Origin of the sequence: Pseudomonas lactucae (assembly GCF_036688725.1) — a bacterium.
GTDB lineage: Bacteria > Pseudomonadota > Gammaproteobacteria > Pseudomonadales > Pseudomonadaceae > Aquipseudomonas > Aquipseudomonas lactucae.
In genome coordinates, this window is the sequence record NZ_JAQQPT010000025.1 from 75,296 (window position 1) to 101,581 (window position 26,286).

General features: G+C 60.1%; 23 protein-coding genes. 13 read left to right on the top strand and 10 right to left on the bottom strand.

What is annotated here, in order from left to right:
* The first annotated feature begins 25 nt into the window (after nt 1–25).
* Nucleotides 26–2,527, top strand: coding sequence for a LuxR C-terminal-related transcriptional regulator (locus tag V6M90_RS25285; protein WP_003176013.1), 2,502 nt, complete (start codon nt 26–28; stop codon nt 2,525–2,527).
* Here the strand turns inward: V6M90_RS25285 and V6M90_RS25290 are convergent.
* On the bottom strand, nt 2,524–3,396 hold the full coding sequence (locus V6M90_RS25290) for a helix-turn-helix domain-containing protein (protein ID WP_003176012.1): 873 nt from the start codon (nt 3,394–3,396) through the stop codon (nt 2,524–2,526). The genes V6M90_RS25285 and V6M90_RS25290 overlap by 4 nt on opposite strands.
* A gap of 139 nt (nt 3,397–3,535) precedes the next feature.
* On the opposite strand from V6M90_RS25290, the gene V6M90_RS25295 reads away from it, so the two are divergent.
* Complete coding sequence (locus V6M90_RS25295) at nt 3,536–4,438, top strand: DMT family transporter (protein WP_003176010.1); 903 nt, start codon at nt 3,536–3,538, stop codon at nt 4,436–4,438.
* 49 nt (nt 4,439–4,487) lie between these two features.
* On the opposite strand, the gene norR is transcribed toward V6M90_RS25295, so the two are convergent.
* Nucleotides 4,488–6,029, bottom strand: a complete 1,542-nt coding sequence (norR, locus tag V6M90_RS25300) for a nitric oxide reductase transcriptional regulator NorR (protein WP_003176009.1) — start codon at nt 6,027–6,029, stop codon at nt 4,488–4,490.
* Nucleotides 6,030–6,176: 147 nt separating this feature from the next.
* On the opposite strand from norR, the gene hmpA reads away from it, so the two are divergent.
* From hmpA to queC, 8 genes are all read left to right on the top strand, one after another.
* Nucleotides 6,177–7,358: an NO-inducible flavohemoprotein gene (gene hmpA, locus V6M90_RS25305; RefSeq protein ID WP_003176008.1), complete on the top strand. Its 1,182-nt coding sequence runs from the start codon at nt 6,177–6,179 to the stop codon at nt 7,356–7,358.
* A 164-nt stretch (nt 7,359–7,522) separates the two neighbouring features.
* Nucleotides 7,523–8,029, top strand: a complete 507-nt coding sequence (locus V6M90_RS25310; protein WP_003176007.1) for a disulfide bond formation protein B — start codon at nt 7,523–7,525, stop codon at nt 8,027–8,029.
* 793 nt (nt 8,030–8,822) lie between these two features.
* Nucleotides 8,823–9,764, top strand: coding sequence for a ubiquinol oxidase subunit II (cyoA, locus tag V6M90_RS25320; protein ID WP_042945268.1), 942 nt, complete (start codon nt 8,823–8,825; stop codon nt 9,762–9,764).
* Nucleotides 9,765–9,767: 3 nt separating this feature from the next.
* The gene (cyoB, locus tag V6M90_RS25325) at nt 9,768–11,786 is read left to right on the top strand and encodes a cytochrome o ubiquinol oxidase subunit I (protein ID WP_003176005.1); all 2,019 of its coding nucleotides are present in this window, start codon (nt 9,768–9,770) and stop codon (nt 11,784–11,786) included.
* A gap of 3 nt (nt 11,787–11,789) precedes the next feature.
* The gene (locus V6M90_RS25330; protein WP_003176004.1) at nt 11,790–12,416 is read left to right on the top strand and encodes a cytochrome o ubiquinol oxidase subunit III; all 627 of its coding nucleotides are present in this window, start codon (nt 11,790–11,792) and stop codon (nt 12,414–12,416) included.
* Nucleotides 12,416–12,751 carry a cytochrome o ubiquinol oxidase subunit IV gene (cyoD, locus tag V6M90_RS25335; protein ID WP_003176003.1) on the top strand — a complete coding sequence of 112 codons (336 nt, stop codon included), beginning with the start codon at nt 12,416–12,418 and terminating at the stop codon, nt 12,749–12,751. Before V6M90_RS25330 ends, cyoD begins: the two co-directional genes overlap by 1 nt.
* An 11-nt stretch (nt 12,752–12,762) precedes the next feature.
* Entirely contained in the window at nt 12,763–13,650 is an 888-nt protein-coding gene (gene cyoE / locus V6M90_RS25340; RefSeq protein ID WP_003176002.1) for a heme o synthase, read from the top strand.
* Nucleotides 13,651–13,754: 104 nt separating this feature from the next.
* Nucleotides 13,755–14,453 carry a 7-cyano-7-deazaguanine synthase QueC gene (gene queC, locus V6M90_RS25345; RefSeq protein WP_332847299.1) on the top strand — a complete coding sequence of 233 codons (699 nt, stop codon included), beginning with the start codon at nt 13,755–13,757 and terminating at the stop codon, nt 14,451–14,453.
* A gap of 134 nt (nt 14,454–14,587) precedes the next feature.
* Here the strand turns inward: queC and V6M90_RS25350 are convergent, their stop codons facing one another.
* Together V6M90_RS25350 and V6M90_RS25355 are read right to left on the bottom strand one after the other, a co-directional pair.
* A complete protein-coding gene (locus tag V6M90_RS25350; RefSeq protein WP_003176000.1) occupies nt 14,588–15,304 on the bottom strand; it encodes a hypothetical protein in 717 nt (238 codons plus the stop codon).
* Nucleotides 15,305–15,436: 132 nt separating this feature from the next.
* Nucleotides 15,437–16,687 carry a 2-aminoadipate transaminase gene (locus V6M90_RS25355; RefSeq protein WP_332847300.1) on the bottom strand — a complete coding sequence of 417 codons (1,251 nt, stop codon included), beginning with the start codon at nt 16,685–16,687 and terminating at the stop codon, nt 15,437–15,439.
* A 219-nt stretch (nt 16,688–16,906) separates the two neighbouring features.
* Here V6M90_RS25355 and V6M90_RS25360 point away from each other — a divergent pair, with 219 nt between their 5' ends.
* Entirely contained in the window at nt 16,907–17,935 is a 1,029-nt protein-coding gene (locus tag V6M90_RS25360) for an amino acid ABC transporter substrate-binding protein (RefSeq protein WP_332847301.1), read from the top strand.
* Nucleotides 17,936–17,943: 8 nt separating this feature from the next.
* Here the strand turns inward: V6M90_RS25360 and V6M90_RS25365 are convergent, their stop codons facing one another.
* Nucleotides 17,944–18,957 (bottom strand): diguanylate cyclase domain-containing protein, encoded by a 1,014-nt coding sequence (locus V6M90_RS25365; RefSeq protein WP_003175997.1) that lies wholly within the window; start codon nt 18,955–18,957, stop codon nt 17,944–17,946.
* A 138-nt stretch (nt 18,958–19,095) separates the two neighbouring features.
* Nucleotides 19,096–20,994, bottom strand: coding sequence for an alkaline phosphatase D family protein (locus tag V6M90_RS25370; protein ID WP_332847302.1), 1,899 nt, complete (start codon nt 20,992–20,994; stop codon nt 19,096–19,098).
* A gap of 44 nt (nt 20,995–21,038) precedes the next feature.
* On the opposite strand from V6M90_RS25370, the gene V6M90_RS25375 reads away from it, so the two are divergent.
* Nucleotides 21,039–21,479, top strand: a complete 441-nt coding sequence (locus V6M90_RS25375) for a hypothetical protein (protein WP_332847303.1) — start codon at nt 21,039–21,041, stop codon at nt 21,477–21,479.
* A gap of 117 nt (nt 21,480–21,596) precedes the next feature.
* Here the strand turns inward: V6M90_RS25375 and V6M90_RS25380 are convergent, their stop codons facing one another.
* From V6M90_RS25380 to V6M90_RS25390, 3 genes are all read right to left on the bottom strand, one after another.
* Nucleotides 21,597–23,840: an ATP-binding protein gene (locus V6M90_RS25380; RefSeq protein ID WP_003175994.1), complete on the bottom strand. Its 2,244-nt coding sequence runs from the start codon at nt 23,838–23,840 to the stop codon at nt 21,597–21,599.
* Nucleotides 23,837–24,451, bottom strand: a complete 615-nt coding sequence (locus tag V6M90_RS25385; protein WP_003175993.1) for a biliverdin-producing heme oxygenase — start codon at nt 24,449–24,451, stop codon at nt 23,837–23,839. The genes V6M90_RS25380 and V6M90_RS25385 overlap by 4 nt, the downstream gene beginning before the upstream one ends.
* Before the next feature lie 193 nt (nt 24,452–24,644).
* A complete protein-coding gene (locus tag V6M90_RS25390; protein ID WP_003175992.1) occupies nt 24,645–25,025 on the bottom strand; it encodes a response regulator in 381 nt (126 codons plus the stop codon).
* Nucleotides 25,026–25,208: 183 nt separating this feature from the next.
* Between V6M90_RS25390 and V6M90_RS25395 the strand changes: the two genes are divergently transcribed.
* A complete protein-coding gene (locus V6M90_RS25395; RefSeq protein ID WP_003175991.1) occupies nt 25,209–25,583 on the top strand; it encodes a c-type cytochrome in 375 nt (124 codons plus the stop codon).
* Between the two features lie 52 nt (nt 25,584–25,635).
* Here the strand turns inward: V6M90_RS25395 and V6M90_RS25400 are convergent, their stop codons facing one another.
* Nucleotides 25,636–25,965 (bottom strand): hypothetical protein, encoded by a 330-nt coding sequence (locus V6M90_RS25400; protein ID WP_332847304.1) that lies wholly within the window; start codon nt 25,963–25,965, stop codon nt 25,636–25,638.
* Nucleotides 25,966–26,286 lie beyond the last annotated feature (321 nt).

The following is a 26,286-nucleotide window of genomic DNA, read 5'->3' on the forward strand; positions in this document are numbered from 1 at the left end:
AACAATAAAAACGCAGGATGCAGCAATGACCGCCATGACACGCTGCCTGGACCGTCCTGGATTCATGCCTCGGCTGTCCGCCCACCATTTGCTGCGCCCGCGCCTGGCCGAGCCTTTGCTGGCGTCGCAGGTGCGGGTCAAGTTGTTGTGCGCGCCCGGCGGCAGCGGCAAGAGTGCCTTGCTCGCCGAATGCGCGTTGCAGGCGCCGACGGGCTGCCAGGTGTACTGGCTGCCGCTCAATGGCGCTGTCCTCAGCCCGCTCGATCTGTGCCAGCGCCTGGCGCAGAACCTGGGCCTGACGTTTATCGATGAAGCCACCTTGCTGCTCGACCTCAGCCGCTGGCAAGCGCCGGCCTGGCTGTTCCTCGATGATTTCTGCCGCCTGCCCGCCCCCGACACCGATGCCTTGCTCGACCGCCTGCTCACCGCCAGCAGCCCGGCGCTGACCTGGTGGCTGGGCGCGCGACGGCGGCCGGTGTGCAACTGGCCGCGGCTGCTGCTCGACGATGAACTGCTCGAGTGTGGCGCCGAACTGGCGTTCACCCCGGCGGAAATCCAGCCGCTGCTCAACCACGCGCCCGGGCAATCGGTCGACAGCGTGCTGCAGTTCAGCGCCGGCTGGTGCGCCGGTGTGCGCATTGCCTTGCTGGGTGACGGCCATCCCGACAAAACCCTGCTCGACTATCTACAACACGAACTTTTCAGCACGTTGCCGCCCGAACTGGCACAGGCGTGGCAGGTGCTGGCCCATTTGCCGCGTTTTAACGTCGGCCTGTGCGAGTACCTGTTCGGTGCGGGGGAGGGTGACCAGTATTTGCGCGATCTGCAGGTACTCGGTGCGTTTATCCAGCCGTGGGAAGATACCGACTGGCTACAGGTTTTCCCGCCGCTGGCGCGGTTGATGCGCGATGCTCCCTGGCCGGCCAAGCGTTCGTGGCATCGACGAGCGTGCCAGTGGTTCTGTGCCGAACAGGATTGGCAGGCCGCCTTCGAGCAGGCGCTGCAGGCCGAAGAATATGAAATGGCCGTGAGTCTGTTGCAGCACTTCAGTTTTGAGGACCTGTTCCGCCAACACAACGCGGCGCTGTTGCTGCATCTGCATGAACAACATGGCGATGAATTGATGCTCGGCTCGGCGCAATTGGTCGGGCTGGTGACCGCGGCGTTGCTGTTTGCCGGACGCTTTGACCAGGCGGCGGTGTGTATTGATCAGCTCTCGCGGTTTGCCCCGCAACCGACAGCGGCCAAGCAGCGACACCTGCTCGCGCGTTGGCAGGCGCAGTGGGGCTGGTTGTTGCACCTGGGCGGCGACGCCGAACGCTCGCGCGTACAGTTTCTGGAAGCGCTGCACGCCTTGCCCGACAGCGCCTGGACCTCACGCCTGATGTGCCTGTCGGGGCTGACCCAGCAAGCCTTGCTGCGTGGTGAACTGGACGTCGCCCAGGGCCTGAACCGTGAAGCGTTGTGCCTGGCCCGTGCCCATGGCTCATTGTTGTTGGAGGCCCTGCTTGAGCTGGATCACGCGCAGTTGCTGGAACAGCGCGGCGCGCCGTATCGGGCGCAAAGCCTGCTGGAAGGGGTGCAGGCGATGTTGCTCAAGCAACGGCTTGACGCGGGGCCGCTGGTGGGACGTATCGCGCTGCGCCGTGGGCATCTGGCGCTGCGCCAGGGGCAGGACAGCCTGGCCGTCGAGTGTTTCGAGAGCGGCATGAAGATGTGCCTGCATAGCCAGGACAAGCGCGTGCTCTATGGGTTTCTGGGCCTGGCGCTGGTGGCGGCCAATCATGGCGATTACGCCCAGGCCTTTTTCCAACTGCGCGAGGCCGAACGGCTGATGCAGCAACGTCAGGTGCCGGACACGGTGTACCGCGCGGTGCTGTTGTTGGTCAGTGGGCACTTCTGGTTGCAGCAGGGCCGCGCCGAATTGACCGTGGAAGCGGTGCGCCGCGTATTGCGCCACTTCCGTGGGCCCCAGGCCAAACAGGCACCGCCGGCCACCCTGGAATTGATCCCGCGTCTTGAGTACCTGTTGGTGCTGGCGGAGGTCAAGCTGGGCTGCGCCGAGCAACCGCTGGCGCGGCTCGGCGCGCTGCTGGAAACCACACACCAGCGCGGCATGCTCTGCCTGGAAACCGAACTGCACCTGGTGCTCGGTGAAGTGGCCTGGCAATTGGGCGACCCTGGCCTGGCGCGGCGCTCACTGCAAACCGGGCTGGAGCTGGCGGCGCGTTGCCAGGTGCAGCAGGCGATTCGCGAGCTGCGTTTGCGCGCGCCGGGGCTGCTCAGTGAGCTGGGCATGGAACCCCAGGCGTCGACCGCGGGCGTGGTGGAAAACCCCTTGAGCCAGCGAGAACTGGAGGTGTTGCAGTTGATCGCCCTGGGCAGCTCCAACCTGCAAATTGCCGACCGGCTGTTTATCTCCTTGCACACCGTCAAGACCCACGCGCGGCGTATCCACAGCAAGCTCGGTGTGGAGCGACGCACCCAGGCGGTGGCCAAGGCCAAGACCCTGGGCTTGATGGTTTAGCTGAAGGCTTGGCGGTAATCGCCAGGCGTGGCGCCCATGGCCTGGCGAAAGCGATGGGTGAAGTGGCTGGCGCTGGAAAAACCGCACAGCAGGGCGATCTCGCCGAGGGGCAGGGCACCGCCGCGTAACAGGTGCTGCGCGCGGGTAAGCCGGCGCGCCAGCAGGTACTGGTGGGGCGGCAGGCCGAAGCTTTGGCGGAACATCCGCGCAAAATGGTATTCCGACAGCGCGCACGTCCCGGCCAATTGCCCGAGGCTGATCGGCTCTTCCAGGTGCTGGTCGATGTAGTCCACCAATAACCGTCGCTGGTACGCCGCCAGCCCGCCTTTGAGACGCAAGCCGTCGCGCGCGCCCACCTGGTTGAGCAAGGTGTGGCTGAGCAGTTCATGGGCCAGGCTGCTGGTCAGCAGGCGTTCGGCGGGTTCGTGCCAGTTGAGCGCGATCAATTGGTGGAAGCGCCGGGCCTGGCGGGCGTCTTCGAGGAACGTGCTTTCACGCAACGCCAGGGTGCGCGGTTCGCGGTCGAGCAGGGTGATGCAGCCCAGGGCAAATTGCTCCGCGCTGAAATACACGTGGGCCAGACGGATCTCACCGTTGATCACCCACGCCGACTGGTGCTCGGCCGGTAGAATGCACAACCTGTCGGGCCCGCCCTTGGTGCCTGGTTGGTCACGCCGAAACGTGCCGGTGCCGCCGCCGATGTAACAGGACAAGGTGTGATGGCTGGGCGCCTGGTAATCCTGGGCGTCATGGTGGTTGCTCCATAAGGCCGCGGACAAACCGTCACCGAGCTCGGCGCAGGCCTCAAGGCGTGCGTTGGGCGAGCGGTTAAGGGCTTGAAAAACGTGCAGCGATTCCAGGTCTGGCATGGTGAGTTCTCTTTGACGCCTTGCATCCTACTCCGCGAGGCGGGCGCTGTGAGCCCAGCGCCCCGACAAAAGCGCAAGAATGTGCAAGAGCGTTGCACGGCGTGCGGGCGACACTGTGGCTCTATTGATGGAGCCCGCGATGAACCTTTCTCTGTATTTACTCACTGTGCTGATCTGGGGCACCACCTGGATCGCCCTCAAATGGCAACTCGGCGTGGTGGCCATTGCGGTGTCGATTGTCTATCGCTTTGGCCTGGCGGCACTGGTGTTGTTTGTGCTGTTGCTGCTCAGCCGCAGGTTGCAGGTGATGAACCGGCGCGGGCACTTGATCTGCGTGGCTCAGGGCCTGTGTCTGTTCTGCGTCAACTTCATGTGTTTTTTGACCGCCAGCCAGTGGATCCCCAGCGGCCTGGTTGCGGTGGTGTTTTCCACGGCCACGCTTTGGAACGCGCTGAACGCCCGCGTATTTTTCGGCCAGCGCGTGGCGCGCAATGTGTTAATGGGCGGCGGCCTCGGGCTGGCCGGGTTGGGCTTGCTGTTCTGGCCGGAACTGGTGGGGCATACCGCCAGCCCGCAGACCTTGCTTGGCCTGGGTCTGGCGTTGCTGGGGACGATGTGTTTCTCGGCGGGCAATATGCTCTCGAGCCTGCAACAGAAGGCCGGGCTCAAGCCGTTGACCACCAATGCCTGGGGCATGGCCTATGGCGCTGCGATGCTGGCGACCTATTGCGCGGTGCGCGGGATTCCGTTTGAGATGGACTGGAGTGCGCGGTATATCGGCGCCTTGTGGTACCTGGTAATTCCCGGATCGGTGATCGGGTTTACCGCTTATCTGACCTTGGTAGGTCGCATGGGGCCGGAGCGGGCGGCGTATTGCACGGTGCTGTTTCCGGTGGTGGCGCTGAACGTGTCGGCGTTCGCCGAGGGCTACCAATGGACCGCGCCGGCGTTGGCGGGGTTGGTGCTGGTGATGCTGGGGAATGTGTTGGTGTTTCGTAAGCCCAGGCCTGCGAGTCCTGTCCTCAAGGCGAGCGCTATCTAAAAATGTGGGAGGGGGCAAACCCCTCCCACATTTGACCGAGTTGACCCTTCTATTTCATTCCAAGGCGCCTGGCCATGCGGCCCAGGTTGGCGCGGTCCAAGCCCAGTTCGCGGGCGGCGCTGGCCCAGTTGTGCTGGTGGCGTTCCAGGCTGGCGCTGATCACCTGGCGCTGGTAATGCTCAGTGGCCTGGCGCAGGTCGCCGGTTATCGCCGCTACTGGGGTGGGTTCTTCAATGACCGGTGCGCTGACATCGGGCAAATCCAGGTCCTGGGCGCTCAGGCTGAGAATCTTCGGACGCTCGCGACAGTTGCCCAGGGCTTTCAGCGCGCTGCGTCCGATCAAATGTTCCAGCTCGCGCACGTTGCCTGGCCAGTTATAGGCCAGCAGCGCCGCCTGGGCATCGCTGGTCAGGCGCAGGCTGCCCAGGCCCATGCGTGAGCGGTTCTGCTCGAGGAAAAAGCCCGCCAGCAGTAACACATCACGTCCGCGTTCACGCAGGGCCGGTACTTGCAGTGGGTACACGCTGAGACGGTGGTAGAAATCGGCACGATAGCGGCCGTTACGCACCTCAAAGGCCAGGTCGCGGTTGGTGGCGGCAATCAGGCGCACGTCGACCTGGTGTTCCTTGTCCGACCCCAACCGTTGCAATTGGCCGCTTTGCAGCACCCGCAGCAACTTGGCCTGCACGGTCAGCGACAGCTCGCCCACTTCGTCGAGGAATAATGTGCCGCCGTTGGCCAGTTCGAATTTGCCACGGCGCTCGTTCAACGCGCCGGTAAACGCGCCGCGCACATGGCCGAACAGTTCGCTTTCCACCAGGGTTTCCGGCAGGGCGGCGCAGTTGAGGCTGATCAGCGGCTTGTCTGCCCGAGACGAGGCTGCGTGAATGGCTTGGGCGACCAGTTCCTTGCCCACCCCGGTTTCACCGGTAATCAGCACGGTGAGGTCGCTGCCGCCCACCAGTTTGATTTCCTCGACCAAGCGTTTGTGCGTCTTGCTCTGCCCGATCATTTCTTTGTGCTGCTGGCCGCTGGCCTGGCGGTAGATCTCGGCGCGCTGGTGCTCGTCTTCGGCGCGCAAGGCCAGGCGCTCGATGCGTTCGGCCACGTTGACGGTGGCCGCCGCGAGGCTGGCGAAGGCTTGCAGGGCCTCCAGTTCAACCCGCTCGAAGCGTTCGGTGTCGAGCGCGTCCAGCGTCAGCAGGCCCCAGGGCTGGTCGTCGACGAACAGCGGGCAGCCCATGCAATCGTGCACTTGCAGGTGCCCGTGCAGGCCATCCACCAGGCCGTCATAGGGGTCGGGCAATGGGCTGTCGCTGTCGAAGCGGGTCGGGCCGGGGCTGCTCAACAGTACGGCGAAGCGCGGATGTTCGCTGACCTTGAAACGCCGTCCCAAGGTGTCGGCGCTTAAGCCGTCGACAGCCAGTGGCACCAGCCATTCGCCGTCCAGTCGTAACAGGGCGGCGGCATCGCAGGGCAGCAGGGCGCGCATGGCTTGCAGCAGGCGGCGGTAGCGCTCGCCTTCGGGCAAGTCGCGGGACAGATCGGCGACCAGGGGCAGTAGGGTGGTGAGCAGCGATTGCGCAGTCATAATGACTCCTTGTAGTCCTTACGACTATAAAGCGCAGGAAGTCATAATGACTACATTTAATTTAGCCTATTGAAAAACAAAGATTTATAAGTTGGCACGAATGCTGAGTAGGTAAAGGCAATCAGTAAAGAAGCCCAGGAGGCTCCCATGCTCAATGCCCAAGACCGTGCCATCGTCAAATCCACCGTGCCCTTGCTGGAAAGCGGTGGTGAAGCGCTGATCACCCATTTCTACCGCATGATGCTGTCCGAGTACCCTGAGGTGCGTCCACTGTTCAATCAGGCCCATCAGGCCAGCGGCGACCAGCCACGTGCCTTGGCCAATGGCGTGTTGATGTATGCGCGGCATATCGACCAGCTCGACCAGTTGGGCGACCTGGTCGCAAAGATCATCAACAAGCATGTGGCGCTGCAGATCCTGCCGGAGCATTACCCGATCGTGGGGGCTTGCCTGCTGCGGGCGATTTCCGAAGTGCTGGGCAGCGAGATCGCCACCCCTGAGGTGATGACCGCCTGGGGCAATGCCTACGGCCAGCTGGCGGATATCCTGATCGGCGCCGAGGCCGCGATCTATCAAGAAAAGGCCCAGGCTCCCGGCGGCTGGCGCGGTGCGCGGGCATTCAGCGTGGTCAAGCGCGTGGAGGAAAGCGCCGAGATCACCTCGTTCTATTTTGCGCCGGTGGATAACGGCCCGATCCTCAGCGCGGCCCCCGGCCAGTACATCGGTATGAAGCTGGTGCTCGATGGCGAAGAAGTGCGCCGCAACTATTCCCTGTCGGCCTTGACCGATGCCGGCCAGTACCGCATCAGCGTCAAGCGCGAAGCGGGTGGGCGGGTGTCCAACTACTTGCATGACCAGTTACAGGTCGGCGCGACGATTGACCTGTTCCCGCCAGCGGGCGAGTTCACTCTGGCAGACAGCGACAAACCGCTGGTGCTGATCAGCGGCGGAGTCGGCATCACGCCAACCCTGCCGATGCTCGAAGCGGCCCTGGCCACCGAGCGTCCGGTGCACTTCATCCACTGTGCGCGCAATGGCGGGGTGCATGCGTTTCGCGAATGGGTGGATGCACTGGCGGCCAAGCATCCGCAACTCAAGCGCTTCTACTGCTATGCCGAGGACGATGGTGTGAGCGCGGCGGCGGATAAGGTCGGGCTGCTGAGCCAGGAGCAATTGGCGGCGTGGTTGCCTGAGCAGCGTGACGTGGATGCATACTTCCTGGGCCCTAAAGGCTTCATGGCGGCGGTCAAGCGCCACCTCAAGGCCTTGGGCGTGCCGGAGAAGCAGAGCCGCTATGAATTCTTCGGCCCGGCAGCTGCCCTGGAATAGATTTTCCGAAACAACACTGTTCAAAGTGTGGGAGGGGGCAAGCCCTTCCCACATTTGCTTCTCTCATTCTTCCCGATTAATCCCCCGTTAACCCCCTTCTGTTTTAACCACACTCTGTGTGTAAACTTGCGGCCATAGCCACAACCAAACTAAGGAATACGGGGATGAGTGACGAACTGCGTTTAGGCAAGGAGCGGCGCTTTCTGGTGTTGCTGGGCATCATCTGCCTGGCGCTGATTGGCGGGGCGTTGTACATGCAGGTGGTGCTCGGCGAGGCGCCATGCCCGCTGTGCATCCTGCAGCGCTACGCACTGTTATTGATTGCGGTCTTCGCGTTCCTCGGCGCAGCCATGCGCAGCAAGGGTGCCCTGACCTTTTTTGAAGGCCTGGTGGTGCTCAGCGCCCTCGGCGGGGTGGCTGCGGCCGGCCACCATGTGTACACCCAGTTCTTTCCGCAGGTCAGTTGCGGCGTCGATGTGCTGCAACCCATTGTCGATGACCTGCCGCTGGCCAAGGTGTTTCCGCTGGGCTTCCAGGTCGATGGCTTCTGCAGCACGCCGTACCCGCCGATTCTTGGGCTGTCCCTGGCGCAATGGGCGCTGGTGGCGTTCGTGCTGACGGTGATCCTGGTGCCTCTGGGGATCTATCGTAATCGCCAGCGCAAGGCCTGAGCCATTCACTGAAACGCCCCGGCCCTTCTGGAAAGAAGGCCGGGGCGTTTTTGCATGTGCGGGTTTTGTGAACAGAGCGTGACGCCGGACAATTTTGGGTGCGCGCAGTGTGCGACATGTTGTCACACGGAAGTTGCCGCAGGACGTTTCTGACCCGCTGTGGCAGCGCTTAAATTTGCACTTTTGGGCCAAATAGTGCTGTCAGTTCGTGGTTCGGGTCCTGCCTTGGACCTCACGCCGGATGCGCCTTTGCCCGATGTCCGAACGCCTTGTGTTATGGGGACTTGGAAAGGTTTTGCAGGCCCTTACCGGGGGTAAGGGGCGTGGCGTTTTGCCCTATAACACGGCAATTTTTGTGGTTTTTGTTGAGAATCGAACACGATAAGATCGCGAACCTTTGCAATATTGGTGAAGGATTATTGCTGCTTTCGATAAAAATTATTTCTTTATAAGACATGGTTTATACATCGCCAGCTAACTACAATCGCCCGCACTGAATGTCCGATGCTGTTCAATATTTGAGCATCGGAGCGGTCGAGGAGCAGATGGATGGCTCTGTGCGACCCCAAGGTTCCGGCAGCCTTTCAACTATCCGCACCAAACGGAATTGGTCTGTAACAAGGCCTTTAACCACGAAATCGAATAAGAACTCACCGCAGGTCCGTGAAGCGTACGTGTATGACGTGACGGGCAGGCTCTTATTCAATCGAAGAGAAATGCCAACCCTTGGCAGGGTGAAGTGTTGGCGATCAAAACCCAACTGCATTGCGCAAGCTGCTTTAGAGGTCGTGAGATGAGTAAAAACAGGTACCCCCGATTACTAGGCTTTTTGCCGCTGCTTGGCATGATGTTAATGCTGGGAGGCTGCAAGTGGACCTTGCTCGACCCAAAAGGACAGGTCGGTCTGGATGAACGCAACCTGATCATCACCGCCACCCTGCTGATGCTGCTGGTCGTGGTCCCTGTGATCATCATGACCTTCGCCTTCGCCTGGAAATACCGTGCGTCGAACACCAGCGCCACCTACGCGCCGAAGTGGTCGCACTCCACCAAGATCGAAGTCGCAGTGTGGCTGGTCCCGATCCTCATCATCATTGCCCTGGGTTATGTGACCTACAAGTCGACCCACGCTCTGGACCCGTACCGTCCGCTGGAATCCGATGCCAAGCCGATCAACATCGAAGTGGTCGCGCTGGACTGGAAGTGGCTGTTCATCTACCCGGACCTGGGTATCGCCACGGTTAACCAGATCCGCTTCCCGGAGCACACTCCGCTGAACTTCAAGATCACCTCCGACGCCGTGATGAACTCGTTCTTCATCCCTGCACTGGGCGGCCAGATCTACGCGATGGCAGGCATGCAGACCAAGCTGCACCTGATCGCCAACCAGAAAGCTGAAATGGAAGGCATCTCCGCGAACTACAGCGGCGCTGGCTTCACCGGCATGAAATTCAAAGCGATCTCGACGAGCCAGGAAGACTTCAACGCCTGGGTAGCCGAAGTCAAGGCCGCACCTAAACAGCTTGATCAAGCTGAATACGACGCCCTGACCAAACCAAGCCAGAACAACCCAGTCGCCCTGTACTCCGCGTACGAGCCGAACCTGTTTCAGAAAATCGTCGACAAGTACGAAGGCATGAAACCAGGCAAGCCGGTCAAGCACGAGAAGAAAGAAGTGGCCGCGGTTGAAGGTTCTGACACGGGCGCGCATTCAACTGCTGGGGCAGAGGAGTAAACGATGTTTGGTAAATTAAGTTGGGATGCGGTCCCGTTCCACGAGCCGATTGTGATGATTACCATCGCCATGATCGCGCTGGGTGGTCTGGCACTGTTTGCAGGTATCACCTACTTCAAGAAGTGGACCTACCTGTGGACCGAGTGGCTGACTTCGGTCGACCACAAGAAAATCGGCGTGATGTACATCATCGTTGCCATGGTCATGCTGCTGCGCGGCTTTGCCGACGCCATCATGATGCGTACCCAGTTGGCCATGGCCACCGAAGGTTCGCCTGGCTACCTGCCGCCTGAACACTATGACCAGATCTTCACCGCTCACGGTGTGATCATGATCATTTTCATGGCGATGCCTTTCTTCACCGGCCTGATGAACCTTGCGGTGCCGCTGCAGATCGGTGCGCGTGACGTTGCCTACCCGTTCCTGAACTCCCTGAGCTTCTGGCTGCTGGTGTCCGGCGTGGTGCTGATCAACGTTTCCCTGGGTGTCGGCGAATTCGCCAAGACCGGTTGGGTTGCGTATCCGCCACTGTCGGGGATTCAGTACAGCCCTGGCGTGGGTGTGGACTACTACATCTGGGCGCTACAGTTATCAGGGCTCGGGACGACGCTGACGGGGGTCAACTTCCTGGCCACCGTGCTGAAGATGCGCGCCCCTGGCATGAAGCTGATGGACATGCCGATCTTCACCTGGACCTGCACCTGGGCAAACGTGCTGATCGTGGCTTCGTTCCCGATCCTGGCCGCTACCATGGCGCTGCTGTCGCTTGACCGTTACCTGGATTTCCACATTTTCACCAATGAACTTGGTGGCAATCCAATGATGTACGTGAACCTGTTCTGGGCATGGGGTCACCCTGAGGTGTACATCCTGATCCTGCCGGCGTTCGGTATCTTCTCCGAAGTGATCTCGACCTTTACCGGCAAGCGCCTGTTCGGTCACCACTCGATGGTCTACGCCTCGGGCGCGATCTCCGTGCTGGGTTTCATGGTATGGCTGCACCACTTCTTCACCATGGGGTCGGGGGCCAGCGTCAACGCCTTCTTCGGCCTGGCGACGATGCTGATTTCCATCCCGACGGGGGTGAAGCTATTCAACTGGCTGTTCACCATCTACCACGGTCGTCTGCGCATGACCAGCCAGGTCCTGTGGACCCTGGGCTTCATGGTGACCTTCGCCATCGGCGGCATGACCGGCGTACTGCTGGCCATCCCGGGTGCTGACTTCGTGCTGCACAACAGCCTGTTCGTGATCGCGCACTTCCACAACGTGATCATCGGTGGTGCGGTATTCGGCTACATCGCTGGCTTCAGCTTCTACTTCCCGAAAGCATTCGGCTTCAAGCTGCACGAAGGTTGGGGCAAGGCTGCCTTCTGGTTCTGGATCTCGGGCTTCTTCGTCGCGTTCATGCCGCTCTATGCACTGGGCTTCATGGGCATGACCCGTCGTCTGAACGCCACCACCAACCCTGAGTGGGTGCCGTACCTGTACGTCGCCATGTTCGGTGCGGTGATGATCGCTGTGGGTATCGCCTGCCAGCTGATCCAGCTGTATGTCAGCGTGCGTGATCGCAAGCAGAACATGTGCGAATCCGGCGACCCATGGAATGGCCACACCCTGGAATGGTCGACCTCGTCGCCACCGCCGTTCTACAACTTCGCCGTGATCCCGACTGCGAACACCATCGATGCGTTCACCGAAGCCAAGGAAGACGGTACTGCGTACCAGCAACCCAAGCACTACGAACCGATCCACATGCCAAGCAACACCGCCACGGGCGTGGTGATGGGGGCGCTGTTGACCGTGTTCGGTTTCGCGATGATCTGGCACATCTGGTGGCTGGCAATCGTGAGCCTGGTGGGCACCATCGGCTACTTCATTGTCCACGCAGCACGTGATGATCAAGGCTACATGGTGCCGGTCGAAACGATCGAGCGCATCGAAGCCGAGCAGCACGCTCGCCTGGTCGCCGAGAAGAAAATCCCGGCCAACCGTGTAGAAACCTCGTTGGAACAGGCTTAAACCATGTCGAACTTAGTGACCAATGCTGGACACGCCCATGTCGATGACCATGGGCACGATGACCATCACCACGACTCGGGGCCAATGACCGTCTTCGGTTTCTGGCTCTACCTGATGACCGACTGCATCTTGTTTGCGTCGATCTTCGCGGTGTACGCGGTACTGGTAAACAACGTAGCGGGTGGCCCGTCGGGCCACGACATCTTCGAACTGCCCTACGTGCTCGGCGAAACCGCCTTGCTGTTGTTCAGTTCGATCACCTACGGCTTCGCCATGTTGGCCTTCTACAAGGGCAACAAGAAAGGCGTACTGAGCTGGCTGGGCCTGACTTTCCTGTTCGGCCTGGGCTTCATCGGCATGGAGATCAACGAGTTCCACCTGCTGATCTCCGAAGGCTACGGCCCGCACCGCAGCGGCTTCCTGTCGGCGTTCTTCACGCTGGTCGGCACCCACGGCCTGCACGTTTCGGCCGGCCTGCTGTGGATGGCGGTGATGATGTATCAGGTCAATAAACACGGCCTGACCAACACCAACAAGACGCGCCTGAGCTGCCTGAGCCTGTTCTGGCACTTCCTGGACGTGGTCTGGATCTGCGTATTCACCGTCGTCTACTTGATGGGGACTCTGTAATGGCTAATGCACACTCCCATGACAGCCACGATGCAAGCCACGGCAGCGTAAAGTCTTACGCTATCGGCTTCATCCTGTCGGTCATCCTGACCCTGATCCCGTTCGGCCTGGTGATGTACCCAACCCTGCCGAAGTCGATCACCTTGATGATCGTGTTGGCGTTCGCGGTGATCCAGGTGCTGGTTCACCTGGTGTACTTCCTGCACCTGGACCGCTCCGAGGCCCAGCGCGAGAACGTGATTGCGTTCGTGTTCGCCGGCCTGGTGATCGTTCTGCTGGTTGGTCTGTCGCTGTGGATCATGTTCAGCATCCACACCTACATGATGGCGAAGTGAGGTAAAACCCGATGTCGCTTAAGCACTTTATCCAAATCACCAAACCGGGGATCATTTTCGGTAACGTGCTTTCTGTGGCGGGCGGTTTCTTCCTGGCCTCCAAGGGACATGTCGATCTGGCCATCTTCCTGGCTGCAATGATCGGCACGTCCCTGGTGGTAGCTTCCGGATGCGTGTTCAACAACTGCATCGACCGTGACATCGACATCAAGATGGAGCGCACCAAGAATCGCGTGCTGGTCCAGGGCCTTATCTCCCTGAAGCTGGCACTGATCTTCGCGACCGTCCTGGGTGTTGCCGGTGTAGTGCTGTTGTACAAGGTGGCCAACCCGCTGGCGGCGCTGTTTGCCGTGATCGGTTTTGTCATCTACGTCGGCCTCTACAGCCTGTACCTCAAGCGCAAGTCGGTGCACGGCACGCTGGTGGGCAGTCTGTCGGGGGCGATGCCGCCGGTGATTGGTTATGTGGCTGTAACCAATAGCTTCGACATGGCCGCGCTGGTGCTGCTGGTGATGTTCAGCCTGTGGCAGATGCCGCATTCCTACGCCATCGCGATCTTCCGTTTCAACGACTACCTGGCTGCTTCGATCCCGGTCCTGCCGGTCAAGCGTGGCATCCAGGTTGCCAAGAAACACATCCTGCTCTACATCCTGGCCTTCCTCGTGGCGACCTTGATGTTGACCTTCAGTGGCTACGCCGGCATGAGCTACCTCGCCGTCGCCGCCGCCATGGGCATGTACTGGTTGTACATGGCCTGGACCGGCTACAAGGCGGTGGACGACACCGTCTGGGCGCGCAAGCTGTTCGTGTTCTCGATCTTCACCATCACCGCGCTCAGCGTGATGATGTCCCTGGATTTCCAAGTGCCGAAAGAGCTGTTGCTGACTTACGCACACTGAGTGGTCCGAGCAACAAAAAGCCCCGCCTTCGCAAGAAGCGCGGGGTTTTTTATGACATGGCCTTTAAACTGTTTCTATCTCCTCCTGATGCAGGAAGCAAACCCATGAGTAAAAAAGCCGTTATGGTGTTCAGTGGCGGCCAGGATTCGACGACCTGTCTGATCCAGGCGCTGGCGCTGTACGACGAAGTGCATTGCATTACCTTCGATTATGGTCAGCGCCATGTGGCGGAAGTCGAAGTCGCCCAGAAGCTTGCCAGGCAGTTGGGCGCCACTGTCCACAAAGTGATGGATGTGTCGTTGCTCAACGAACTGGCCATCAGCAGCCTGACCCGCGACAACATCCCGGTACCCACCGTGAACAGCTCGGGCGACAGCCTGCCCAGCACCTTTGTGCCAGGTCGCAATATTCTGTTTTTGACCCTGGCGGCGATTTACGCGTACCAGGTCAAGGCTGAGGCGGTGATCACCGGCGTCTGCGAAACCGACTTCTCCGGCTACCCCGATTGCCGCGACGAGTTCGTCAAGGCGTTGAACCAGGCGCTCAAGCTGGGCATGGAATACGACGTGCGCCTCGACACCCCGCTGATGTGGCTGAACAAGGCTGAAACCTGGGCATTGGCCGATTATCACGATGCCCTGGAGCTGGTGCGTGACAGCACGCTGACCTGCTACAACGGGATCATCGGCAGTGGCTGCGGTAACTGCGACGCGTGCAACCTGCGCGCGCGCGGTTTGAGTGATTACCAGCAGAACAAAGCGCAGGTCATGCAGAGCCTGAAGCACAAGTTGCAACTGGCCTGACCCCAACCGTCGTCGTAGCGGCGGCGAGGCAGCTGTGTGTCAGGCAGACCGCAGACGCAGCCTCGCCGGGGCTCGACGGCTGCTACGCAAGGTATTGGCGAGCAAGCCGAACCGTCGCCACGTTTAGTCCTGGGTTACTGCTGCGCGATGCTGTATCCGTCAAAGGCACTTTGCTGCTGCAAGGCCGTGATCACGCTCTTGCGGCTCAGCGGCTGCTCGACGCCGGCGTTATCCACAAAGCTCTCCACTGCCAGCTCGGCTTCATCACCGTCACCCACAAAGCTGAAGCCCAGGAACTCGAACGCTTCACGGTCGACGTTCAGCTTGGAACGTGGCGTGCGCAGCGGCAGGGTGACGCTGATGCCATCCTTGCTGATCACAAACACTTCGGTTTCTTTCTTGGGGCGGGCGGCCTTGCCCTTGCCGGCGCTCGGATTGCTGATGGCCTGGTGAGACTGGTTCAGCACTTTGAGGGCCAGGCCGTAGACCAGCTCCTGGAACTCGGGGTCGTCCTTGAAGCTGGACAGGATGCGGCTGATCGAGAATTTGCTGCTCAGGTCTTCCAGCGCGATGTTGTCGGCGGCCTCGGCGTCTTTCAACTGCTTGAGCTGGCCCATCAGGTCGTAGGCCTTGTCGTCATCGAAGGCATCGTGGGCCTGGCGGATGGCGATGCGCAGCTCGCGGATCTGATCGCTTTCCTTGGAGGTGTGGAACGCGTCCAACACCATCTCGCTGATGATCTTGGCCGCAGGCACATGCTGTGAAAGATTGATGGCGTTTTCGTATTCGGCTTTGGCGTGCAAGGCGACTACGGATTCTTCGGTGGAGTGTGCGGTGTAAGAATCGGACATTGAAATTTCACTACTTCAGTAAACGGAGAAGACAAAAAAGCGTCGCGCATTTTCAGGGGGGAGGGGGATCAGGTCAAGGCAGCACAATGCCCTTATCGCGCGGTCAGGCTGCCGGTCGGCGGATGCAGGGGGTTAAACCAACTGCTTGAAGCACGCTTCAAGGATATCCAGCCCTTCTTCCAGTACCGCAGGTTCAATCGTCAGCGGCGCCAGCAAGCGGATGATGTGCCGAGACTTGCCACTGGGCATCAACAGCAAGCCGGCATCGCGCGCCAGGTTCAGCAACTGGGCCAATTGCTTGTGGGCGGGTGTACCGTCGGCACACGCCAGTTCTATGCCGCGCATGGCACCCACGCCGGTCAAACGGCCCAGATAAGGCGACAGGTGCTGCGCGCGCCAGGCCTCGTAGCGACTGACAATGGCTTCTTCTTGCTGGGTGCCCCATGTCTGTAGATGCTCATCCGTCATCACATCGAGGGTTGCCAATGCCGCCGCGCAGGCGATGGGGTTACCGGAATAAGTCCCGCCTAGGCCACCCTTGGGCAGGTTGTCCATCAACACCTTGCGCCCGACCACCGCACCCAGCGGCACTCCGCCGGCGATGCTTTTGCCGAGCAGGATCAAGTCCGGTTCGATGCCCAGGCGCGAGAAGGCAAAGCGTTGGCCGGTGCGGCCGAATCCGGACTGGATCTCGTCGGCAACCAGCAGGATATCGTGCTCATCGCAAAATCGCCGCAGGGCCTGGGCGAACTCGATGTTCAACGCCAGGAAACCGCCTTCGCCCTGCACCGGTTCGATGATGAAACACGCCACATCGTTAACGTCGATTTCCACGCTGAACAGACGGTCCATGGCCTTCAGCGCTTCGGCACAGGTCACGCCATTATCGGCACTGGGGTAAGGCAGGTGATACACCGGGCCGGGCAGTACGCCGACCTTCTGTTTGTAGGGCGCGACCTTGCCGTTGAGGTTGAGCGTGGCCAGGGTGCGACCATGGAAGCCGCCATCAAAAGCGATCACCGCCGTACGGCCAGTTGCGCCGCGCACGATCTTCAGTGCGTTTTCCGCCGCTTCCGCGCCGCTGTTGGTGAGCATGCCGCTGACCGGGTAGCCCACCGGGATAAACGCCGTCAGACGATCCATCAACTCAATGTAGGGCGTGTGTGGTGCAGCGTTGAACGCGTAATGGGTCAGCCGGGTTGCCTGTTCACGAATCGCTTCCACCACGGCCGGGTGGCAATGGCCCAGGTTGAGTACGCCGATGCCGCCGACAAAGTCGATATAGCGCTTGCCCGAGGTGTCCCAGACCTCGGCGTTGTTGCCGTGGCTGAGGTGGATGGGGTGAACGAAGGAAATCGATTGGCTGATGGTTTCGCGGCTCATGACTCTGGGACTCGGCAGTGGCGGGCTCCTTTTTATCTAAGCCGTGGGCCTGGCCTTGTCGCAAACGAAATAAAGTCGCCGGGTCATTCCAAATCGGAAGGAGCTGTTGCCAAAAGGTCGTTTGTGGCAACGCTGCAATGCCATGGATACTGCCGGACAACAAAAAATGGCGTGGGTGGTACGGCGCCGACCTATAAAGTTCGACAAGGAGTGAGTCGCATGAAACACCTCAAGACCTCATTGGCCGCGGTCAGCGTCGCCCTCATCCTGGGCCTGGCCGGCAGTGCCCACGCGGGTACCACGCTGGACGCGATCCAGAAAAAAGGCTTTATCCAGTGCGGAGTGAGCGACGGGTTGCCAGGCTTTGGCGTCCCTGACAGCCAGGGTAAGATGACCGGCATCGACGTGGATGTGTGCCACGCCGTGGCGGCCGCTGTGTTCGGTGATGCCTCAAAAGTGAAATTCACCCAACTGACCGCCAAAGAGCGTTTCACCGCACTGCAATCCGGCGAAATCGATCTGATCTCGCGCAACACTACGTGGACCAGCTCCCGTGATTCGGGCATGGGGCTGGTGTTTACCGGCGTTACCTACTACGACGGCATCGGCTTCCTGGTGAACAACAAGCTCGGCGTGACCGCCGCCAAACAATTGAACGGCGCCACCGTGTGCATCCAGGCGGGCACCACCACCGAACTCAACGTGTCCGATTACTTTCGCACCCATGGCATGAAATACACGCCGATCACCTTCGACACCGCTGACGAAAGCGCCAAGGGCCTGGAGGCCGGGCGTTGTGATGTGCTGACCACGGACCAGTCGGGCCTGTATGCCCAGCGCATCAAGATGGCTCACCCGGAGGAGTTCGTGGTGCTGCCGGAGGTGATTTCCAAGGAGCCCCTGGGACCGCTGGTGCGCAAGGGCGATGACGAGTGGTTCAGCATCGTCAAGTGGACCCTGTTCGCCATGCTCAACGCCGAAGAAATGGGCATCACCTCGCAGAACGTCGAAGAGCAAGCCAGGACCAGCAAGAACCCGGACGTGGCGCGGTTGCTGGGGGCTGATGGCGAGTACGGCAAGGACCTGAAGCTGCGCCGGGATTGGGTGGTGCAGATCGTCAAGCAGGTGGGCAACTACGGTGAAGTGTTCGAGCGCAATATCGGCCAGGGCAGCGTGTTGAAGATCAAGCGCGGGCTCAATGCGCTGTGGAACAACGGTGGCATCCAATACGCGCCGCCGGTGCGCTGACAAGGGGCCTACGCTGACACGCTATTTTTCCCCGCTGCCTTGGCGCGATACAACGCTGAATCGGCACGCGCCATCAGTGCGGCGGGGGATTCATCCGTAAGGTGCTCGGCCACACCCAGGCTCAGGGTGACGTTAAAACTGTCGTGCACCGGCGTGTTTCTTATCTGTAGGCAGATGTTTTCGGCCAGCGCTCTGGCCGTGTCCAGCGAGCTTTCGGGCAGGACCACCATGAACTCATCATCGCCCCAGCGGGCCAGCAGATCACCGGGGCGAACGCAGCTTTCCAGGCACTCCACCACTCGCAGCAGGATCTGGTCGCCCACGGCATGGCCGTAGCGATCGGCGATCGGTTTGAAATTGTCGATATCTATTGCGATCAGCGCCAACGGGAGACAAAAGCGCTGGGCGCGGTTGCACTCATCCAGCAGCACTTTTTGCAGCCGATAGCGGTTGGCGATCAGGGTCAGCGCGTCACGCTCGGCCAAGAGGCGATTTTCGTTGATCTGCAGTTGCAACTGCTGGTGGACGCGCGACAGTTCTTGAGTGCGTTCCGCCACCAAGGCCTCAAGCGACAGATTGCGTTGCTCCAGTTGTTCGAGGGCGCTTTTGCGTACCTGCAGGTCCCGCAACGCCCCGACCATTCGCGCCACCGAGCCGTCGGGGTTGCGCGCAATCACGTAGGCCCGGTCTTCGATCAGCAGATAGCCGCCATCTTTTTTGCGGCACCGGTATTCGGTTTGGAAGCTGGGGGAACGACGGTGGAGGTAGTCGTCAAACAGCGCCATCACCTGGTTGTAGTCGTCGGGGTGGATCACGTTTTCCCAGGTGAATATGTTGTTATCCAGGGAGTGGCGGGGGTAGCCCAGCATTTCGTACCAACCCGGGTTGCGGTAGACGAACCCCGTATTGGCGTTCCAGTCCCAGATCCCATCGCTGACCAATTCGAGGAGGGTATGCAATATATCGGCGTTGACGAGGGCGGCATCCTGCGTCAACGAGCGATTGCCGGAAATATCGTTCATCTTTGCGCTCCTTGCCTGGGCGGGCTACCGAGGCGGACCCATGTTGACGCCGATACTCCGTGGCTGGGGCTAACTGTACAACGTGGCTCGGGCGCTTTGAATAGGGTCACTGCATATTAGGCGTTAAGTGGCAATTGGCTATTGCTGCGGCGCTTTCATCCGCGTGCGTGGCTTGCCGTTGGCGTTGTGCTGGTAGATCGCTTCAGGCTGGCCTTGCTCATTGAAAAATACCTGGCCGATCCCGGCTGAATTCCACAGCCGCTCACCGGCCTCGGCATGTTCCGGGATATGCGGCACCACCTGCATGGTGCGTCGGCGCGTGAACCAGTTGAGCGGCGAGCGTGGCGAATAGAGCCAGCGGTTGAGGCGGTCGAACCATTCCAGCAAGCGCGGGGGGAATTCGTTCTTGATGCCGCTGCTGGTGATCTGCCAGATCCGTGGGCCGGCGTTGCGATGGCGGATCAGCACCTCATAGACGAACGAGTAATGCACGTCCCCCGAGAGAATCACGTAGTTACCGGGTGTGCGCGAGTGGCGGAAGATGTTGAGGATTACCTGTGCCGCGCCACGGTGGGCCATCCAGTTTTCCGCATCCACCAGCAGCGGATGACCGCACCAACTGAAGATCTTCTGCACCGTTTCGATCAGCTTGACGCCAAAGATGGGCGCGGGCGAGACGATGATGGCTGACGGGTGGTCGAGCAGTTCCTGCTGCAGTTCGCTCAACGCTTCCCAATCCAGCAGGCCGGACGGCTGTTTGAGGGTGAACTCACTGCGCCAACGCCGGGTACGGGTGTCGAGCACCACCAGCGCGGGGGTCGTCGGCAGTACGTAATGCCACTGTTGGAACCTGAACAGGGTCGCCAACAGGTCGTCCTGCGTGGCGGCATCCAGGTGATTGTCGTGCGTTTGGGTGGTCAGTCTCCGGGTTTGCTCCACCGGGTCGCCGAAGGCATCCGGGTTGTTGCCCCAACCCTGGCATAGCAAGTAGGCGAGCAAGGCATTGCCGATGATACGTTTTGAAAACGCATGGCCGTAGGCGGTTTCTTCCCACTGGGCGCTGAGGTTCCAGTCGTCTGTGATGTCGTGGTCGTCGAAGATCATCAAGGTGGACAGATGGGCGAATGCCCGTGCAACCCCTGGTAAACCTTCGCGGAAGGTGTCGATCCGTGCCTGCTCGCGGGTGTAACGCGACTGTTCTTCAGCGCCTAATTGCGGCGGTTGCGCGGTGATCAGGCGCCAGGGTATGGGTGACCACACCAGCAAGTACATGGCCATGACTTCGGCGAAGGTCACCAAGTGATTGTCCGCGGTGCTGCTGGTGAAAATCGGCTTTTTCGCGCCGCCGAAAAACCGCTCGCGCAGCGTCTCATTGCTGTCCAGCGCCGGCAACAGATCGGCGCGATGGTAGTAACTGGCGTGATGTTCGTAGAGGCTGGCGCTGTCATCCACCACGGCGCCCTCCAGATGCTCATCGAACAGGCCCAGGCGCGCGATCAGCGCATGGATCGCCCGTAACATCGGCCCCGCCACATCGTCGGCGTACACCTGGTCGCCGCTCATCATCAGCAAGGCCGGGCGATCGGCCGAGGTAGTGGTGTTCGCCAGCAGGCGATCGACACAGAGCAGGCCTTCGTTGGCGCTGTGATGAGGTTTGCGGCACGAGCCATGCACCAATTGATGGATACGGCTGTGCAACATGAAATTCGGGGTTTGCCGGTTGGCATACAGCAGATGCGGCGCCCACTGTGCAATGCCGACACCGTCGACCAACAGGTCGTAGTCGATGGCCACATCCAGCGGCAGCGCGTCGTCCAACGGCACGTCGATCAGATGGATAAACGCGTGGCGCCCCACCGGAATGACCTGGCAGTGAACCTGGCCTAGGGGTATATCCAGGCATTGCTCGGCCACGTGCAGTCTCAGGATCATGTCCAGAGGACGGCTACCGACCAGCCAAAGTACCAGGCGTCGGGGCTCAAGCCGCCGCAGCAGGGGACCGACGATAACGTCCGGCAGGGTGTCAGGGTGCGGCATGCAGGAAGAGGCTCGACCAGGGTTGAACCGGCAAGGTTAACGCAATGAATGTCAGTGTTTTGTTAAGGCTGGCCGTTATGAAAATACGAAGGGCCGTGCACAGCCCTTCGTATCAAGGGTTAGAGCAAGTTGCCCTTGCCCAGCGAGTCCAATCCGCCGCTGCGGCCCCTGCGCGCGTCAGTGTGCGTCGAGCCGTCAGATTCCTGAGCGTTCAGTTGAAAGGGGTATTGCTCAATGCTGCGCTTCTTGCGCTGGGAGATTGCATCGTCCTGCTGCAGGGGAGGGTATTGGAAGTTGCCCAGTGTAGAATTGATAGCGCCAAGCATAAGAGTTTCCTTTTAATAAGTATGGAAAAAAGCTTCACCTGCCAAAGTGAAGCCGGACCAACTTATAGCGGCGCGGGGCGGGCTATCTATAAACAGCCTGTGGCAAAACGTGACGGCTATGCCTCGATCCTTCTCGAGCATCATCGCTGCGGTCGTTGATGCCAACGTCAGCGGTGGGAGGAGGTGGGAGCGTCCCTGGCCTCCAGTACAAACGCAGCGCGATTGTGTGCCAACCCATTTCGCAATGCGCTGTAATAGTCGCGCATTGCTACCGCGTCAGGAAGGTGAGCTTTCCAGCACCTTGGGCACCGTGAATCGGAACTCACTGCCGCGGCCCACTTCACTCTCAGCCACAATCTTGCCGCCATGGGCCTGGACAATACCTTGGGTAATGTACAACCCCAGCCCGCTTCCTGTGGGATTGTTCTCGGTCTGGGTCCAATAGCGGTCGAACACGTAAGGCAACTGCTCGGGCGCGATGCCTTCGCCGGAGTCGCGTACCGAAAACACAATCTCTTCGCCATTGCTCATGGCGCTGATGCCGATATTGCCCTGGCGCGGAGTGAACTTGATGGCGTTGCCGATCAGGTTCGACAGCACCTGGAACAAGCGCTCCGGGTCGCCGTTGATTTGCAGACCAGGCTCGGCGTTGAACGACAGGTCGATGCCCTTTTCCATCGCCAGCGGCGCGAGCAACGAATACGCTTCTTCGAACATCTGGCTCACGTCCAGTGCCACCGGCTTGACCACATAGCGCCCGGCCTCGATTTTCGAGGTGTCGAGCAAGTCTTCCAACAACACATTCATACGCCCGGCGGCCTGTTGCATGGTGTCGATGGCAGAGGAAATCCGCCGCGAGGTGTGAGGGCCTTCGGAGCTGAACGCTTTTTGCATCATGCCGCAGAGCATGGATATGACGGTCATCGGGTTGCGCAGGTCGTGGGACACCACCGCCACCAGATCATCACGCGCCCGTACGGCTTGTTGCTCGCGCTTTACCTGGCGTGCCAGGTCGTTTTCCAGGGCCGAGCGGCGCAGGTCGTTGGCGGCGAACAGGTCGCCGTGACTCCACTTGGTGGAGATGCCGGCCATGACCACTTTCCAGATTTCAAATGAGGTGCGTGGGCGAAGACGCAGGCCGGCGTCCGAGCTTTCCAGGTTGAGCGGTTTTTCAGGGTCGCCGCTCCAGTTGATGTTCTCTTTCACTTCCGGGCGGAACCACAGCACGCCGTTGTCCACCGGCTTAGGCAGGCTCATGGCCAGGACACCGCTGGCCACCTGCTGGAACTCGAAGGCCGGCGCATACACCGAAACCAGGTTATGACTGGAGAACACCGGCTCGCCGCGTTCTTGCAGCCACTTGTGCAACGCACGGATCTGCGCCGGCTCCGGGCAGTTACCGTAGCGGTGCAATTGTTTGTCTTCAATGATTGCTACGCCGCCGGCCAGCGTCAGGTCCATCAGCAACTGGCCTTGTTGGGCCAGCCCATCGAACACGTTGTCGTCCGACGCTTTCATCGCCCGGTCAAGGCGCGCCAGGGCATCGACTTTTTCTTCGCGCTGACGGCTCAGGTCCAGCGCTTCCATGGCGCTGATCTGCAGCGACAGCACCTGGCCGATCGTCTGGCAGGCGATGCGCAAATCGTGAGGCACCATCAGTGGTTCACGGTTGCCGCAACTGATCAGGCCCCAGAGTGTGTCGCCCTTCATCAGCGAGATACTCATGGACGACAGCACACCCATGTTCTGCATGTATTGGCAGTGAATCGGCGACACACTGCGCAAGGTCGCAAAGCTCAGATCCAGCGGCTCGCCGGTGTCGGGACGCAACTTGGGCAGCAGTGGCACCGGCTCGTAGGCGGCGTTGGGAATAATGCGCAGCCAATTGGTGCGATACAGTTCGCGCGCTTGCTCGGGAATGTCGGACGCGGGGAAGAACAGCCCGTTGAACAGCTCCATGGACGGCCCCGACGCTTCGGCGATCACCTGGCCATGGCCTTCTTCTTCGAAACGGTAGATCAGGACGCGGTCATAGCCGGTCATGGCCTGAATTTCATTCACGCTGATTTCGTAGAGCGCCTGCAGGGTTTTCGCCGACTGCAAACGTTGCAACATTTTGCCCAGATTACTCGTGCGGCCTTGCAGCGCGCGCGGTTTGAAGTCCTCCAGGTGTGGTTCGAATTCCAGCACCAGCACGTTTTGATGGCGATGCAGCAAGCCTTCGAACGTCGCCCCATTGAGGGTGACATGCAGCGTCGGCGCGTCGAAGAACGTGTTGTGCTCCGCCATGGTCTGCACGGCCTGCGCGTGCTCCGCGCCGATCAACGTGTGCAGCGGCTGGCCCAGCAGCGCCTCGGGCGCACGGTTGAGCAATGTGCCGACGTTGGCGCTGACCTGGATGATATTCAGGCCAGGTTCCGACAACGTCAGCAGTACACCATGAGGCTGGATCGCTCCCGGAAAGCGAATGGGCTCGTCGGCGCAGTTGGCAAGCAGCTCTTCAAAATCATCGGGTTTCATAGCAGTACCTCCTGGCTGTCGAGCCATTGCTCAAAGCAGCTGAATGTCGATCGGGCCGCTTGCGCCGCCCTCTGTGTAGCTGAGGTGTCCAGTGACATGCGACCCAGGTAATCGAGAAATTCCTTCCAGCGTCGACCGGTTTCGGCACCGTATATATTGAGGAACGCAGTGCCGCTACTCTCGTCCAGCCCTAGACGCCGGAGCATTTCCCGGCGCAAAACCTGGCCACCCAGAGTCGCGCCTTCCAGCACATACAGCGCCCCGAGACAGGCGGCCGGGGTGTCGAGGCATGGCAAATGGGCGCAGCGGGGCAGGGCGCTGATGGCCTTGTCGCTCAGGCCGAGGGCGCGCAGGTCGCTCACCAGGGTCGGCGTTTTTACACGCAGTGCCTGGTCGAATCCTTCAGGGATCAATTCACAGTCACGCAACGCCGCTTCCATCGGCGCGTAAAATCCGTAATACGCCTGGAGCAAGCGTCGGTAAGCGCCGGCATCCAGGCAGTCGGAAAAAAACGGCAAGCGTTTTTCCAGGGCTACATGCAGCAGGGCCGTGCCCTTGCGCAATGCTTCCAGCAATGGGGGCGCACTGACGTCATGGGCCTGTGAATGCATTCAATAAGCTCGAACTGTGGGCCTGCCGGCCATGAATGACGCAAGAAAATGGGCGACGATTCTACACAACTCATGACCATTCTCTGTACGCGCAAAACGAAAAACCTGACCAGCTATCAGAATAATCGCTCGTTGCTCTCTAATGACCGCAGCGGCTACCTTGAAGTTCGGTTTGGATGATGTCGCGACGCTATCAGTGCATGCACGGCCCCTGCGAGGCCAGCGCCGTTTGCACGCATTCAAGCAGATGTCGGGTGCTCCAGGGTTTGGGCAGGAACCGCACCGATCCGCCCAGTTGCGCCGCGAGCTTGGTGTTGCCGGATGTGAGCAACACTCGCACCTCCGGCCAGCGGTGGGCCACCACGCGGCTCAAGTCATAGCCATTGAGCAATCCCGGCATCTGGATGTCGCTGACAATCAGGTCCACCGGTTCATCGCCCCGTTCCAGGTAAATCATTCCGTCATCCGCCGAAGGAAACGACGTCACTACTGCGCCGAAATCTTCCAGCACATCCACCATCAACGCCCGAATGATCTCGTCGTCTTCCAGCACCAAAATCGATGGCTGAGCCATGATCCTTACTCCACCATCAGGGTTCAGTTAGGTGGAGTGGGCAGTGGAGGATTAGGTTCGATTGGATGTTTTTTAAACGATGGGTGGTCGATCGAGCTGTCTAGGTTGCGTGTTTGCCGGGATGTACGGCACGATCCTGGCAAGCAGGCATAATTCGCCGTACCCGCCAATGTGGAACCCGCCATGAAGTACGCCTTACTCACTTTCGTCCTGATCCTCAACACCGCCCCGGCTCTTGCGGACGGTGACGCCGAGGCGGGCGGCAAGCTCTTCACCAAGACCTGCGGTGGCTGCCATAGCGTCGGCGAAGGCGCACGGGGTGGGTTTGGACCGCAGCTCAATGGCATCATCGGAAGGCCGGCGGGAACCACGACCGATTATCAATATTCCGATGCAATGAAAAACTCCGGCGTGGTGTGGACTCGCGACAAACTCGCCGCTTATATCGAAGCGCCCAAGAACGTTGTGAGCGGCACGCGCATGATCTTCTGGGGTATCAGTGACCAGGAGAAGATCGAAAACATCCTGGCGTACCTTGAGACCTTTCAGCCCAGGTAGCATTGTCGCACCGGCATGGCGGCCTACCTGGCCTGGATGTTGATCGCAGACATTATTGGATGTCTTTCAGATAGTCCTTGAGGAGGGCTAGCGGCGGGCGAAGTTCGTTGAGCTGATGGATGTTCTGCACATCGTTGGCCAACCGCTGCAGTTCGCGGCCCAACACAGTGTTAAGGCCTCCCAAGCAATTCAGCAGTTGCGTAACACATTCATCAATCTTAAGCAGGATCCCGCGAAGATCGCCCTGCCGCACCAACAACCCAAACACCTCCCGCTCATACCCGTCCATTACCAGGTCGTCTCTCAACACCGGGCTGCCGTCGTCTGTCTCGTGCACGAGCTTGAGTGCAAAGAGGGCAACAGCTTCCAGCATCAATTCCATGGTTTCGGTTCCTCGCGGTTTGGGGAGGCGATGATCACTGTTCCTCGTGTGAAAAAAAAGACCTGCTGCGGTTAAAGCATCGTCCAGGCGCTTGGCTACATCTATAGAGGGTCCAAGTGGGAGGATGCATGCGGCCCCCGCCTTATATAAGGAGGCGCCTTTGGCGCCGCGGTTAAGTCAGGGAAAAGATTTCTGAAAGGGGGTTGACCACGTAATTCAATGCTGTATTATTCGCCTCCCGCTGACGAGAGATCGGAGGCGCAAGTGGTTGAAGTTGTTGAAGAAATCTTCGAAAGCTTCTGAAAATAACCGCTTGACAGC